The organism is Micromonospora sp. NPDC005252, from assembly GCF_042872475.1.
Classification (GTDB): domain Bacteria; phylum Actinomycetota; class Actinomycetes; order Mycobacteriales; family Micromonosporaceae; genus Micromonospora.
In genome coordinates, this window is the sequence record NZ_JBIAKN010000001.1 from 156,162 (window position 1) to 169,376 (window position 13,215).

Consider the following 13,215-nt stretch of genomic DNA (forward strand, 5'->3'; position numbering starts at 1 on the left):
CAATCGGCTCATGTGGTCGTCGGACCCCCGCCGTAGCATCCCGATCCATGGAGCGGACGGAGATCGACGGAGTGCCGGTTCGGTGGAAGCAGGGGCCGGCGCCGCTGAGCGCCACCCTGCTGTTCGGCTGCGGCGCGCGGGACGAGACGTTCCGCACCATCGGGGTCACCCACCTGATCGAGCACCTGGTGATGAGCACCCTGCCCCGCCTGCATCACGAGCACAACGCCTCGGTGGACCTGCACGTCACCGAGTTCACGGCGACCGGCCGGCCGGAGCAGATCGTGGCCTTCCTCGCCGCCGTCTGCGACGGTCTCCGGGCCCTTCCGCTCGACCGTCTCGAGAAGGAGGCGGGTGTGCTGGCCGCGGAGGGTGGCCACTGCACCGATCCGACGACGGCCGCGCTGCTCACCCAGCGGCTCGGCGTGCAGGGCGCAGGGCTCGCGCCGTGGACCGGTCCGGGCTACGACCGGCTGACGCCGGAACAGATCCGCGAGTACGCCGCACGTTGGTTCGTGGCCGGCAACGCGGTGCTGCTGCTCACCGGCCCACCGCCGGAGGGCCTGCGGCTGCCGCTGCCGGCCGGGCCTCGACCGGATCATCTCGCGCCGACGCCCGTGGCGACCGCCGAACCGATCTGGTGTGAGCACCTCGTGCCGTCGGTGGGTGTGTCCCTGGTTGGCGACGACGACGCGGCGATGGCGCTGGGCTCCCAGGTGCTCTCTCAGCGGCTGGAGCAGATCGCGCGGCGCACGCACGGCCTGAGCTACGAGGTGGGCGGTGACGTCGTCCTGCTGGGCAACGGACAGCAGTTGGTGACGGTCACGGTGGACGCCCGTGAGGGCCAGGAGCCGCAGGTGGCCGCCCTGCTCTGGGAGGAGCTGAACCGCCTGGCCACGGAGGGACCGACGGCTGCCGAACTGGCCGAGGAGTGCGCCGCCGCCCGCGAGATGATCGAGGACCCGCGCGCCGTCGAGGCTTATCTCCACAGGTCCGGCTTCCGGGAACTGCTGGGCCTGCCGCAGATCACTCCCGAGCAGCGGCTGGCCGAGTTCCTGGCGGTCACGCCGGAGGATGTCCGCGAGCGGTTCCAGGCCGCGCTGCCCAGCGCGCACCTCGTCGTACCGTGCGGAGTGACCCTCTCGCTCCCCGGGCTGACCGAGGGCGGCTGTCCTCGTCTTCCCGAGCAGCCCGAAGGTCGGGTGTTCCACCCGCCGATGCTGGCGAAGGTGCTCGCCCGTGAGGCGCGCGGCCTCCGGCTGATCCTCACCGACGACGGGGTCGCGCTCCGCGACCCGGACGGCGACGTGCACCTGGTCCGCTTCGACGAGGTGGTCGGTGTCGAGGAGGACGGCGCCGCGCGTACCGTCTTCGGCCGCAACGGCTGCCACGTCCTGGTCGATCCGGACATGTTCCGCGGCGCCGAGCGGGCGGTCCGCGCGGTCGACGCGGCGGTCCCGGCCTCCCTGCGTTACCGGCGCTCGGAACTCGTCGGGCTGGACTGAACGACGTCGGCGATGCCGACCGGTTGGCGCAGCCACCAGTGCCCGCCGAGCCCGGCCGGGTCGGTCAGCTCGGCCACCGCCGACGCGGCGGCCAGCGCCCGCACGTAGCCGACCGGGTCGGTGCCGGCCAGGCTGAGCGGCGGTCGTCCACCGTCGGCCCCGAGCGCCCGCAGCGCCTCGGCCTGCGAGACCAGGGAGTACGCACACCGGGCGACCGCCGCGCCGGCGGAGGCGACCGAGTCCATTGCCACGTGTGCGGTCACATCACTCGACCCGTCCGGCACCGGAGGCACCTGCCGCCCACCCCGATACCCGGTCAACGTCCCGTCCACCGGCCGACCCTCACGCAGGTGTCCGTAGTCGACCGCCACCGCCAGCCCTCGGCTGATCCTGCCCACCGCGTGTGCCCAGGCTTCGTCCCTCGGCCTTCCTATTTCTGCCCGGTTGCTGTGGGGGTTCGGTTGGTCGCGTTGGGGGGTCTCCGGGCAGCCCGGCCGGCTCCGGGCGGTCAGGATTGATCCCTGCGCCGGCCGGGCTGCCCGGAGACCCGACTCGCTTCCGCCAGTCGCATCAGTCGAGGTTGAACCACCGGTCACGGCACGGTCCGCACCGCGCGGGCTCGCGGGACCGGGCCACCAGGTGGTCAGCCAATCAAGATCAGCAGGGTCGACTGGCCCGCCTATCGTCTCCACACCGCTCTCGGGTTCGACAAGTACATACCGCCAGCCACCGGTGGTGTGCAGTGCCACGTCCAACGGCACGTTGTCCAACCACTCGGTAGCCAGCAGCACCCCCGTGATCTCACCGGGGATCTCGGCGGTCCAGTGGATCTCCTCTGGGAGGTCGTCGGGTCGGGGCGCCAACTCGACAGCGGTGAACCGCACCCGTTCCGCCAGCGAACGGGCGGTGATCGACGACCGCTCGCCGGGTGACTGACGGACGGCGGTCGTTGGAGTCAGGGTTTCGGGGGAGCCCGCCCACGCAGGGATCAAGCCTGACCGCCCGGAGTGGGTGGGCTCCCCCGAAACCCCCACCGCAACCCTGCCAGAGTGGGCGGGCTCCCCGGAAACCCCCACCGCGAGCCCGACGGCATCTTCAGACGCGAGAAGGCGGCGCAGGGCCAGCAGCAGTTCCCCCCGCCCAGCCCCAACGTCGACCACGTCCAGCCGTGATGGATGGCCGAGGGCAGAGTCCACCTCCGCGACAAGGCGCAGGAGCGCGGCGGCGAAGGCGGGGGAGGCGTGCACGCTGGTCCGGAAGTGGCCGGCCGGCCCGGCGCCGGCCACGAAGAAGCCGTCCGGCCCGTAGAGGGCCTGGCTCATCGCGTCCCGCCACGGGATCGGCGTTCGGAGCGCAGGAGACGTCACCGTGCCGACCCTACGGCCACCGGTCCGGTGGCGACTCCCGATCCCCGTCGCGCGGTCCGCGGGTGGCCGCGGTCACCGTCGCCCTTCGGGCTCGGGTCAGCAGATCTTGGACAGTTTCCGTTAGCTGCTAACGGAAACTGTCCAAGATCTGCACACGGGGCCGGTGGTGGTGAAGGTTTTCACACATGCTTGTCCCGGTTCGGCGAGCCGGGCGCATACTTGCGATCGACCGGTACCCCTTCTCGAGGACTGGATCGTTGCCATGAGCGCACCGCTGCGCCCGCGCCCGGCCGCCCCACGTGGGCCCGCCGGGTCGTGGGATCGCGCCGACACCGGCGCCCGCGCCACCTCCCGTCTGCTCACGGTCGGCGTCGTCGGCGCCGGTCGGGTCGGTGCCGTCCTGGGCGCCGCGCTCGCCGCCGCCGGCCACCGGGTGGTGGCTGTCGCCGGTAACTCCGGTACCAGCCGCGCGCGGCTCGCCCTGCTGCTGCCCGAGGTGCCCCGCCGCCCGGTCACCTCCGTCGCCCGCGCCGCCGCCGACCTGCTGCTGATCGCGGTGCCGGACGACGCGCTGGCCGGAGTGATCGCCGACCTCGCCGACCGGGGTGCCCTGCACCCGGGCCAGGTGGTCGCGCACACCTCGGGCGCGCACGGTCTCGCCGTGCTGGCGCCGGCCGCCGCGGTCGGCGCCCTGCCGCTGGCCCTGCACCCCGCCATGACCTTCACCGGTACGCCGGACGATCTGCCCCGGCTGGCCGGCATCTCGTACGGAGTGACCGCCCTGGCGGACCTGCGCCCGCTGGCCGCCCGGCTGGTCACCGACCTCGGTGGCGTGCCCGAGTGGGTGGCCGAGGCGGACCGCCCGCTGTACCACGCCGCGCTCGCGCACGGCGCGAACCACCTGGTGACCCTGGTGAACGAGGCGACCGACCGGCTGCGGGACGCCGGCGTGGCTCGCCCGGAGAAGGTGCTCGCCCCACTGCTGCGGGCCGCCCTGGAGAACGCGCTACGCCTCGGCGACGACGCGCTGACCGGTCCGGTCTCCCGGGGCGACGCGGGCACGGTCGAGCGGCACCTGGCCCGGCTGGCCGCCACCGCGCCGGAGTCGGTCCCCGCGTACCTGGCGCTGGCCCGGCGTACCGCCGACCGGGCGATCGCCGCCGGCCGTCTGCGCCCGGTGGACGCCCAGCCGCTGCTCGGTGTGCTCGCCGGGACGAGCCGGGAGGTGGCGGCATGACGCAGCTTGTCCACACGCGCGCCGAGTTGGCCGAGGCCCGGGCCGCGTTGAAGGGCACCGTCGGCGTGGTGATGACCATGGGCGCCCTGCACTCCGGGCACGAGACGCTGCTGCGCGCGGCCCGGGACCAGGCCGACCACGTGCTGGTGACGATCTTCGTGAACCCGCTGCAGTTCGGGCCGAACGAGGACTTCGACCGCTATCCGCGCACCCTCGACGCCGACCTGGAGGTGTGCCGGCGGGCCGGCGCCGACCTCGTCTTCGCGCCGTCGGTGGCCGACATGTATCCGGACGGCCAGCCCCGGGTGCGCCTCGACCCGGGTCCGCTCGGCGGGGAGCTGGAGGGCGCGAGCCGCCCCGGCTTCTTCCACGGCGTGCTCACCGTGGTCCTGAAGCTGCTCCAACTCACCCGTCCCGACCTGGCCTTCTTCGGCGAGAAGGACTATCAGCAGCTCACCCTGGTGCGGCGGATGGCCCGGGACCTGGACGTCCCGGTCGAGGTGATCGGCGTACCGACCGTTCGGGAGCCGGACGGGTTGGCGCTGTCCAGCCGCAACCGTTACCTGAGCGAGCCCGAGCGGGCGGCGGCGCTGAGCCTGTCCGCCGCGCTGCGGGCCGGGGCCCGGGCCGCCGACGACGGCCTGGACGCGGGGGAGGTGCTGTCCGCCGCGCACGCCGCGTTCGGCGCCGGTACGCCCGGCGCTCAGCTCGACTACCTGGTGCTCACCGACCCCGAGCTGGAGCCGGGGCCGGTGTCCGGGCCGGCCCGGCTGGTGATCGCCGCCTGGGTCGGCGCAACCCGGTTGATCGACAACGCGGCGATCCACCTCGCCCCTCGTCCCTGACCCGGCCGCACCCACCACCACTCTTTTCGCGAAAGGCGAGCCCGATGCTGCGGACCATGCTCAAGTCGAAGATCCACCGGGCCACGGTGACCCAGGCCGACCTGCACTACGTCGGCTCGGTGACGGTGGACGAGGACCTGCTCGACGCCGCCGATCTGCTCCCCGGCGAGCAGGTCGCGATCGTGGACATCACCAACGGCGCCCGGCTGGAGACGTACGTCATCCCGGGCGAGCGGGGCAGCGGCGTGATCGGCATCAACGGCGCCGCCGCGCACCTCGTACACCCCGGTGACCTGGTCATCCTGATCTCGTACGGGCAGATGGACGACGCCGAGGCCCGGTCGTACCGGCCGCGGGTGGTGCACGTCGACACCGACAACCGGGTCGTCGAGCTGGGGGCGAACCCGGCGGTGGCGGCCCCGGGCACGGCCGGCGACCCGATGCCCAACCCGTTCGCCGTGTCCGGAGTCTGATCTCGCGCGAGCCGATTCCGGTCTGTCACCGGAAGGTCATTTGCGGTTACCCTGGGCACGCTGGCGGAAGCCGGTAGGTGGCTGGGGGAGGCCGCGATGCGCCGTGCCATGACGACCCTGTTCGCCACTGCCGTCACGGCAGTGTTGCTGGTCGGCTGCGCCGGGTCCGGTGGTCTGGACGGCGACCTGACCGACGACTGGGCGGCGCCGCCACCGGCCACGGCGTTCACGCCGGCCGTCGGGATGTGCCAGGCCGCCGACTTCGTCGAGGTGGTCACGCTGGCCGCCTACCAACCCATGGACTGCGCCGGCCCGCACCGGGTGGAGACCGTGCACGTGGGGGCGTTCCCGGCCCAGCGGGCTGCCGCCCCGGCCAACGGGTCGGTGGAGCTGCGCGGCGCGTTCACGGAGTGCGACACGAGGTCCTCGGCGTACGTGGGCGACGACTGGCGGGCCGGGCGACTGCGGCTGTCGGTGGCGCTGCCCTCCGGGCCGGGCTGGGCAGCCGGTTCCCGCTGGTACCGGTGCGACCTGACCGAGCTGACGACTGTCGAGGCGGCGGCCACGGTGGTGGTCCGGTCGGGCAGCCTGCGGGACGCGTTGAAGGGGGCCTCCGGGCTGCGGTTGGGCTGCCAGCAGACCCGCGCCGGGGCGGGCCGGGGCGTGCAGACGCTGGTCCCGGTGGAGTGCGGCGGTCGGCACGACGCCGAGTTCGTCGGGGTGTGGCGTGCGCCGGACAAGCCGTACCCGGCCAAGGATGCCGACTGGGCGCCGCTCTACACCGGCTGCCGCACCGTCCTCGGCCGCTATGTCGGTGTACCGGACGACTCCGACCTGCGGTTCCGCAGCGGCGTGGTGGTGCGCCCGCCCGGTGCGGGGCGTTGGCGGGTCGGTGACCGGGGGGTCCGCTGTTACCTGTGGCTGAGCGACCGTACGGTGAGCGCGTCGTTGAAGGGCGCGGGCCCGGCCGGCCTGCCGGTGCGGACGAAGTGACCGCGGCCGACCGCTCGGCGCGGCGCGGTCCGCGCCGGACGTGGTAGCCCAAACCACTCGTTGAGCCCCCGCCTCCCTCGGCGAGGATCGTTCGGGTTGACTGGTGGGATGGACGTTCCGACGGTCGACCTGCCGGCCCTGCCCAGACTGCTGGCCGCGCCCGAGCCCGGCTGGGTGGAGACCACCGACGTGATCGTGGTGGGCTCCGGGGTGGCGGGGTTGACCGCTGCGTTGCACCTGCGCGAGGCGGGCCTGCATGTCACGGTCGTCACCAAGGTCAACATTGACGACGGCTCGACCCGGTGGGCGCAGGGCGGCATCGCCGCCGTGCTCGACCCGACGGACACTCCGGCGGCGCACGCCCGGGACACCGAGATCGCCGGAGTGGGGCTCTGCGACCCGGCGGCTGTCCGGGTGCTCGTCGAGGAGGGGCCGACCCGGCTGCGGGAGCTGATGCGGATCGGCGCCGAGTTCGATCGCCACCCCGACGGTTCGTTGATGCTGACCCGCGAGGGTGGGCACCGCGCGGACCGGATCGTGCACGCGGGCGGGGACGCGACCGGCGCCGAGGTGCAGCGCGCCCTGCACGCCGCCGTGCAGCGCGACCCGTGGATCCGGCTGGTCGAGCACGCCCTGGTGCTGGACCTGCTGCGGGCGCCCGGCGACGGCCCGGACGGGCTGGGTCCGGCCTGCGGGATCACCCTGCACGTGCTCGGTGAGGGCAGCGAGGACGGCGTCGGCGCGCTGCTGGCCCGGGCGGTGGTGCTGGCCACCGGCGGGATGGGCCAGATCTTCGCGGCCACCACCAACCCGGCGGTGTCCACCGGCGACGGGGTGGCGCTGGCGATGCGGGCCGGCGCGGCGGTGACCGACGTGGAGTTCGTCCAGTTCCACCCGACCGCCCTGATCACTCCGCCGGGCGCGGGGGTGCCCGGCGCCGGGCACGCGCAGCAGCCGCTGGTCTCCGAGGCGCTGCGCGGCGAGGGCGCGTACCTGGTGGACTCCGACGGCAAGCGGTTCATGGTGGGGCAGCACGAGCTGGCCGAGTTGGCCCCCCGGGACGTGGTGGCCAAGGGCATCCACCGGGTGCTGCTGGCCAGCGGTGCGGACCAGGTCTTTCTCGACGCCCGCCATCTGGGCGGCGATTTCCTGGCCGGGCGGTTCCCGACCATCGTGGCGTCCTGCCTGGCGATCGGCGTGGACCCGGCCACCGATCTGATCCCGGTCGCCCCGGCCGCGCACTACGCCTCCGGTGGCGTCCGCACCGACCTGCGCGGCCGCACGTCGATCCCCGGCCTGTACGCCTGTGGCGAGGTCGCCTGCACGGGTGTGCACGGCGCGAACCGGCTGGCCAGCAACTCGCTGCTGGAGGGGCTGGTGTTCTCCCGGCGGATCGCCGACGACATCGCGGCCGGCCTGCCCGAGCAGGCCCAACCGGCGGACGTCGGCGCGTGGCGCGGCGGCGCGGGCTGGGTCCTGCCGGCCGGGGTGACGCCGACGCTCCAGCAGGCGATGACCCGGGGCGCCGGGGTGCTCCGGTCCGCGGCGACGCTGGCGGAGACGGCCGGGACGCTGACCGAGCTGGGCGCGGCCCGGGGCCGACCGCGGACCGCCGACTGGGAGGCGACCAACCTGCTCACGGTGGCTTCGACGCTGGTCGCGGCGGCGTACGCCCGCGGTGAGACCCGGGGTTGCCACTGGCGGGAGGACTTCCCGACGGCCGACGAACGGTGGCTGGGCCACCTGGTCGGGTCGGTCGGGGCGCACGGCCGGGTGACGGAGCAGTGGGAGGGGAAGCCATGACGGGGTCGACAGAGGCGGCGTTGCGGGCGACCGGGCTGGACCCGGAGCAGGTGCGGCGGGTGATCGAGACCGCGCTGGTCGAGGATCTGGGGCCGGGTTTCCTGGACGTCACCAGCGTGGCGACCATTCCGGCCGAGCAGACCGACACCGCCGACCTGGTGGCCCGCGCCGACGGCGTGGTGGCCGGGCTGGCCGTGGCCGCCGCCGTGTTCGAGCTGGTGGGCGAGGTGACCGGCTTCGGTCGTACCGTCGAGGTGTCGGTGCTGGCCCGCGACGGTGAGCGGGTGGCCCGCGGCGACGTGCTGGCGACGGTGACCGGCCCGACCCGGCTGCTGCTGACGGCCGAGCGGACGGCGCTCAACCTGCTCTGCCGGATGTCCGGGGTGGCCACCCACACGCGTGCCTGGGCGGACGCCCTGGCCGGCACGAAGGCGATGGTGCTGGACACCCGCAAGACGACGCCGGGCCTGCGGGCGCTGGAGAAGTACGCGGTGCGAGCCGGCGGAGGCACCAACAAGCGGATGGGCCTCTACGACGTGGCCATGATCAAGGACAACCACAAGCTGGCGGCCGGAGGCATCACGGCGGCGTACCGGCGGGTCCGGGAGGCGTTTCCGGAGGTCCCGGTGCAGGTCGAGGTGACCACTGTCGCCGAGGCGGTGGAGGCGGTGGAGGCGGGCGCCGACTTCCTGCTCTGCGACAACATGACCCCGGAGGTGTTGGCCGAGGCGGTGACCGCGGTGGGCGACCGGGCGGAGCTGGAGGCGACCGGCGGTCTGACCCTGGAGGTGGCGGGCCGGTACGCGGCCACCGGCGTCGACTTCCTCTCGGTGGGCGCGTTGACCCACTCGTCGCCGATCCTGGACATCGCGCTGGACCTGCGTACGGAGTAGTTGTCTAGGCTGCGTGCGTGCTGCTCTGCATCGACATCGGAAACACCAACACCGTGCTGGCGACCTTCGACGGCGACAAGCTGGTGCACTCCTGGCGGATCAAGACCGATGCCCGCTCGACGGCGGACGAGTTGGGCCTGATGTTCCGGGGTCTGCTCGCCGGGGACAACGTCGAGATCACCGGCGTGGCCGCCTGCTCCACGGTGCCGGCCGCGCTGCGGTCGCTGCGGACCATGCTCGGCCGCTACTACGCGGACCTGCCGAGCGTGATCGTCGAGCCGGGCGTGCGGACCGGGGTGCAGCTGGCGATCGACAATCCGAAGGAGGTGGGCGCCGACCGGGTGGTGAACACGCTGGCCGCGTTCACCCTCTACGGCGGGCCGTCGATCGTGGTGGACTTCGGCACCACCACCAACTTCGACGTGATCAGCGGTCGGGGCGAGTTCCTGGGTGGGGCGTTCGCCCCGGGCATCGAGATCTCCTTCGACGCGCTGGCCGCCCGCGCGGCCCAGCTGCGCAAGGTCGAGGCCACCAAGCCCCGCTCGGTGATCGGCAAGAACACCGTGGAGTGCCTCCAGGCCGGTCTCTACTTCGGGTTCGCCGGGCAGGTGGACCGGATCGTCGAGCGGATGACCGAGGAGTTGGGCGAGGTGAAGGCGGTGATCGCCACCGGCGGTCTCGCCTCCCTGGTGATCAACGAGTGCAGCACCATCACCCACCACGAGCCGATGATCACGCTGATCGGCCTGCGGATGGTCTACGACCGCAACCTGTGAACGCCGGCCGCCGTCGAGGCCGGCCTCCGTGCGGGCCTTCAGCGCCGCCGGGCCCGCAGCACGATCGTGCGGTACGGCAGCTCGACGGTTTCCCGCCCGGCCAGCTCGGGATGGCCCGCGAACAGGTCGCGCAGTTCCCGGTCGATGCGCGCGCGCCGCTCGGGTGGGGCGGTGAGCCAGTACGAACGGGTGTGCAGCATCGCGACCACCTCGTCGGGTGTGAGCGTCGTGTGGTGCGTGAACTCGCCCAGCTCGACAGGTGTGAACGCGGAGCCGAAGTCCTCGTACCGTCCGACGACGTCGCCGGCGTTGTCACCGAGGTGGGCGATCCGACCCAGCTCGGCCACCCATGCGACCCGCTCGTCCCGCATGTTCCAGATCGGGGCGAACGTCCCACCCGGCCGGAGCACCCGCGCGATCTCGGCGTGCGCCCGCTCCCGGTCGAACCAGTGGTACGCCTGCCCCACCACCACGGCGTCCGCGACCCCGTCGGGCAGCGGCACCGACTCGGCGCCGCCGGCCAGCGCGGTGACGCCGGGGGTGGCGGCGTCCAGTTGGGCGCGCATCTTGGGGTCCGGCTCCACCGGGGTCACCTGGTGGTCGAGGGCGAGCACTCCCCGGGTGAGAATGCCGGTGCCGGCGCCCAGGTCGACAACCTGGGCGGAATCGCCCAGCCCGTCGAGCGCCCACCGCACGGCTGCCACCGGATAGCGGGGTCGAAACCGGTCGTAGTCGGCCGCCGCCGCCCCGAACGAGAGGGCCTGAGTGTGATCCGCCATGGCGGGCAGGTTATCCGGTAACGACCCCCTGAGGGCTTGAGTACGCTCGGGCCTGACCCCGCCGACAATCCTTCGTTGAGGAAGCGTGCCGTGACCGAGCAGACCGCCGTGCCAGTTGACCCCGCCGACGACCTTCCCGAGCAGATGAAGGTCCGCCGGGAGAAGCGGGACCGGATGCTCGCCGAGGGTGTGGAGCCGTACCCGTTCGGTTTCCCCCGGACCAGCACGCTCGCCGAGATCCGCGCGAAGTACGCGGATCTGCCCACCGACACCGCCACCGGCGACGAGGTCTCGGTCACCGGCCGGGTGATCTTCGTACGCAACACCGGCAAGCTCTGCTTCGCCACCCTGCGCGACGGCGACGGCACCGAGTTGCAGGCCATGCTCTCCCTGGACCGGGTCGGTCCGGAGCGGCTGGAGGCCTGGAAGCGCCTCATCGACCTGGGCGACCACGTCGGCGTGACCGGTGAGGTGATCACCAGCCGCCGGGGCGAGCTGTCCGTGCTCGCGCAGCGGTGGGAGATGACCGCCAAGGCCCTGCGGCCGCTGCCGGTGGCCCACAAGCCGCTCTCCGAGGAGGCTCGGGTCCGGCAGCGCTACGTCGATCTGATCGTCCGGCCGCAGGCCCGGCAGATGGTCCGCACCCGGGCGGCGGCGGTGCGTAGCCTGCGCGATTCACTGCACGGCCAGGGCTTCATCGAGGTGGAAACTCCGATGCTGCAACTCCTGCACGGTGGCGCGGCGGCCCGACCTTTCGTGACCCACAGCAATGCGTTGAGCACCGATCTGTATCTGCGAATCGCTCCGGAACTGTTTCTGAAGCGCGCGGTCGTTGGTGGTGTGGACCGCGTCTTCGAGATCAACCGCAACTTCCGTAATGAGGGCGTCGACTCCTCGCACTCACCGGAGTTCGCGATGCTGGAGACGTACCAGGCGTACGGCGACTACGACACGATGGCCGAGTTGACCCGCAATCTCGTGCAACAGGCGGCGATCGCGGTCAGCGGCTCGACGGTGGTGAGCCATGCCGACGGGCGGGAGTTCGACCTGGGCGGCGAGTGGCGATCGGTGACCCTGTTCGGGGTCCTTTCCGAGGCACTCGGCGAGGAGGTCACGGTCCGCACCGAACGTTCCCGGCTGGTGGAGTACGCGGACAAGGTGGGATTGGCCGTGGACCCGAAGTGGGGCCCGGGCAAGCTCGCCGAGGAACTGTTCGAGGAACTCGTCGTCCCCGGCCTGCAGGCGCCCACGTTCGTACGCGACTACCCGGAGGAGACCAGCCCGCTCACCCGGGCGCACCGCAGCGAGCCGGGGCTGGCCGAAAAGTGGGACCTCTACGTTCTCGGCTTCGAGCTGGGCACCGCGTACTCCGAGCTGGTCGACCCGGTGGTGCAGCGGGAACGGCTGGTGGCCCAGGCGCAGCTGGCCGCCCGCGGCGACGACGAGGCGATGCGTCTCGACGAGGACTTTCTCCGGGCCATGGAGTACGGAATGCCACCGGCCGGGGGTATGGGAATGGGAATCGACCGGCTGTTGATGGCCCTGACCGGCCTCGGAATTCGGGAAACGATCCTCTTCCCGTTGGTCCGCCCGGAGTAGTCGTCCGCCGACTCCCAGCGAGTCGTAACGGCATCCTATTGACGGGGCGAGCAGCACGGGGGTTATTGTGCTCTCGTTAGCAGGAGCGCCCTGCTCGAAAGGAATGTGGGACGTGGCCAAGCAGATCATTCACAAGCTGGTCGATGACCTGGACGGTGGGGACGCTGACGAGACCGTCAAGTTCGCGCTCGACGGTGTTCAGTATGAGATCGACCTGTCCGGCGCCAACGCCGCGAAATTGCGCGACGTATTCGCGCCGTACGTCGGTGCCGGCACCAAGGTGGGTCGCGGTGGCGTGGTGATCGGTGGGCGCGCCGCCCGCGGTCGCGGTGGCGCCACCGCCGACCGGGAGCAGAACAAGGCGATCCGGGAGTGGGCCAAGAAGGCCGGCAAGGACATCTCGGACCGGGGCCGTATCCCGCAGGAGATCGTCGACGAGTACCACGCCAAGCGCTGATCCGTTCAGCTGACCGGTGGCAGCCGCCACCGCAGGGCGACACCGACGCCGGGCCGGAGCATTCTCCGGGCCGGCGTCGCCGTATCCGCGCCCGGACGGGCCGGTCGGAATGTTTCCCGGGCCGACCGGCGTTGTCCACAGGCAGTGGAGTAACTATCCACAACCTGTGGACAACTTCCCGAAAGGGTCGGGTCCGGCCAGTCCGCAGGCTGCCAGATCGGCGCTCGCTTTCTGCGATCCGCCCCTGGAGGCCGTCAGAGACCCTCCCCGGGCCCTGCGGAGCCTTCCGTGGGGTCGGTCGGATTTCGCTCTGCGCGTAGCGCCAGGGGTACCGGAACACCTCCTGAGCGCGGACGGTTGTGCAAAACGACGTGGAACTGACCCAGACCGGAGAGACACGACCTCAGCCGAGTCGGTCAGCGACGATAGAGTAAGGAGGCACGGACGCCCGTCCTGGACGTTCGTGCACCGGCCCCGCCGAGATCTAG

Annotated in this window: 12 protein-coding genes; 10 read left to right on the forward strand and 2 right to left on the reverse strand. The window is 72.4% G+C overall.

The window, feature by feature from the left end:
* Positions 1–47: 47 nt before the first annotated feature.
* Entirely contained in the window at positions 48–1,505 is a 1,458-nt protein-coding gene (locus ACFYPH_RS00710) for a M16 family metallopeptidase (RefSeq protein ID WP_387177918.1), read from the forward strand.
* Here ACFYPH_RS00710 and ACFYPH_RS00715 read toward each other — a convergent pair.
* Positions 1,472–2,827, reverse strand: coding sequence for an SAM-dependent methyltransferase (locus ACFYPH_RS00715; protein ID WP_387179288.1), 1,356 nt, complete (start codon positions 2,825–2,827; stop codon positions 1,472–1,474). The genes ACFYPH_RS00710 and ACFYPH_RS00715 overlap by 34 nt on opposite strands.
* A gap of 307 nt (positions 2,828–3,134) precedes the next feature.
* Here ACFYPH_RS00715 and ACFYPH_RS00720 point away from each other — a divergent pair, with 307 nt between their 5' ends.
* The 7 genes from ACFYPH_RS00720 to ACFYPH_RS00750 all read left to right on the forward strand — a co-directional run bounded on the left by ACFYPH_RS00720 (position 3,135) and on the right by ACFYPH_RS00750 (position 9,892).
* Positions 3,135–4,109 carry a Rossmann-like and DUF2520 domain-containing protein gene (locus ACFYPH_RS00720; RefSeq protein WP_387177921.1) on the forward strand — a complete coding sequence of 325 codons (975 nt, stop codon included), beginning with the start codon at positions 3,135–3,137 and terminating at the stop codon, positions 4,107–4,109.
* Positions 4,106–4,954 (forward strand): pantoate--beta-alanine ligase, encoded by an 849-nt coding sequence (gene panC, locus ACFYPH_RS00725; RefSeq protein WP_354861599.1) that lies wholly within the window; start codon positions 4,106–4,108, stop codon positions 4,952–4,954. Before ACFYPH_RS00720 ends, panC begins: the two co-directional genes overlap by 4 nt.
* Before the next feature lie 44 nt (positions 4,955–4,998).
* Positions 4,999–5,427, forward strand: coding sequence for an aspartate 1-decarboxylase (gene panD, locus ACFYPH_RS00730; RefSeq protein WP_355064958.1), 429 nt, complete (start codon positions 4,999–5,001; stop codon positions 5,425–5,427).
* 96 nt (positions 5,428–5,523) lie between these two features.
* On the forward strand, positions 5,524–6,420 hold the full coding sequence (locus ACFYPH_RS00735; RefSeq protein ID WP_387177925.1) for a septum formation family protein: 897 nt from the start codon (positions 5,524–5,526) through the stop codon (positions 6,418–6,420).
* 108 nt (positions 6,421–6,528) lie between these two features.
* Positions 6,529–8,223, forward strand: coding sequence for an L-aspartate oxidase (locus ACFYPH_RS00740; RefSeq protein WP_387177927.1), 1,695 nt, complete (start codon positions 6,529–6,531; stop codon positions 8,221–8,223).
* Positions 8,220–9,116 carry a carboxylating nicotinate-nucleotide diphosphorylase gene (nadC, locus tag ACFYPH_RS00745; RefSeq protein WP_355064962.1) on the forward strand — a complete coding sequence of 299 codons (897 nt, stop codon included), beginning with the start codon at positions 8,220–8,222 and terminating at the stop codon, positions 9,114–9,116. The genes ACFYPH_RS00740 and nadC overlap by 4 nt, the downstream gene beginning before the upstream one ends.
* 17 nt (positions 9,117–9,133) lie before the next feature.
* Positions 9,134–9,892 (forward strand): type III pantothenate kinase, encoded by a 759-nt coding sequence (locus ACFYPH_RS00750; RefSeq protein WP_234587497.1) that lies wholly within the window; start codon positions 9,134–9,136, stop codon positions 9,890–9,892.
* A gap of 38 nt (positions 9,893–9,930) precedes the next feature.
* On the opposite strand, the gene ACFYPH_RS00755 is transcribed toward ACFYPH_RS00750, so the two are convergent.
* Positions 9,931–10,671 carry a class I SAM-dependent methyltransferase gene (locus ACFYPH_RS00755; protein ID WP_363938590.1) on the reverse strand — a complete coding sequence of 247 codons (741 nt, stop codon included), beginning with the start codon at positions 10,669–10,671 and terminating at the stop codon, positions 9,931–9,933.
* A gap of 90 nt (positions 10,672–10,761) precedes the next feature.
* On the opposite strand from ACFYPH_RS00755, the gene lysS reads away from it, so the two are divergent.
* Together lysS and ACFYPH_RS00765 are read left to right on the forward strand one after the other, a co-directional pair.
* Positions 10,762–12,270, forward strand: coding sequence for a lysine--tRNA ligase (lysS, locus tag ACFYPH_RS00760; protein WP_387177932.1), 1,509 nt, complete (start codon positions 10,762–10,764; stop codon positions 12,268–12,270).
* Positions 12,271–12,382: 112 nt separating this feature from the next.
* On the forward strand, positions 12,383–12,727 hold the full coding sequence (locus ACFYPH_RS00765; RefSeq protein WP_007466057.1) for an Lsr2 family protein: 345 nt from the start codon (positions 12,383–12,385) through the stop codon (positions 12,725–12,727).
* Positions 12,728–13,215 lie beyond the last annotated feature (488 nt).

Excerpts from the sequence above, each read along its gene's own strand:
- ACFYPH_RS00710 (WP_387177918.1), top strand. The coding sequence starts at position 48 with ATGGAGCGGACGGAGATCGACGGAGTGCCGGTTCGGTGGAAGCAGGGG.
- ACFYPH_RS00715 (WP_387179288.1), bottom strand. The coding sequence starts at position 2,827 with ATGAGCCAGGCCCTCTACGGGCCGGACGGCTTCTTCGTGGCCGGCGCC.
- ACFYPH_RS00720 (WP_387177921.1), top strand. The coding sequence starts at position 3,135 with ATGAGCGCACCGCTGCGCCCGCGCCCGGCCGCCCCACGTGGGCCCGCC.
- panC (WP_354861599.1), top strand. The coding sequence starts at position 4,106 with ATGACGCAGCTTGTCCACACGCGCGCCGAGTTGGCCGAGGCCCGGGCC.
- panD (WP_355064958.1), top strand. The coding sequence starts at position 4,999 with ATGCTGCGGACCATGCTCAAGTCGAAGATCCACCGGGCCACGGTGACC.
- ACFYPH_RS00735 (WP_387177925.1), top strand. The coding sequence starts at position 5,524 with ATGCGCCGTGCCATGACGACCCTGTTCGCCACTGCCGTCACGGCAGTG.
- ACFYPH_RS00740 (WP_387177927.1), top strand. The coding sequence starts at position 6,529 with ATGGACGTTCCGACGGTCGACCTGCCGGCCCTGCCCAGACTGCTGGCC.
- nadC (WP_355064962.1), top strand. The coding sequence starts at position 8,220 with ATGACGGGGTCGACAGAGGCGGCGTTGCGGGCGACCGGGCTGGACCCG.
- ACFYPH_RS00755 (WP_363938590.1), bottom strand. The coding sequence starts at position 10,671 with ATGGCGGATCACACTCAGGCCCTCTCGTTCGGGGCGGCGGCGGCCGAC.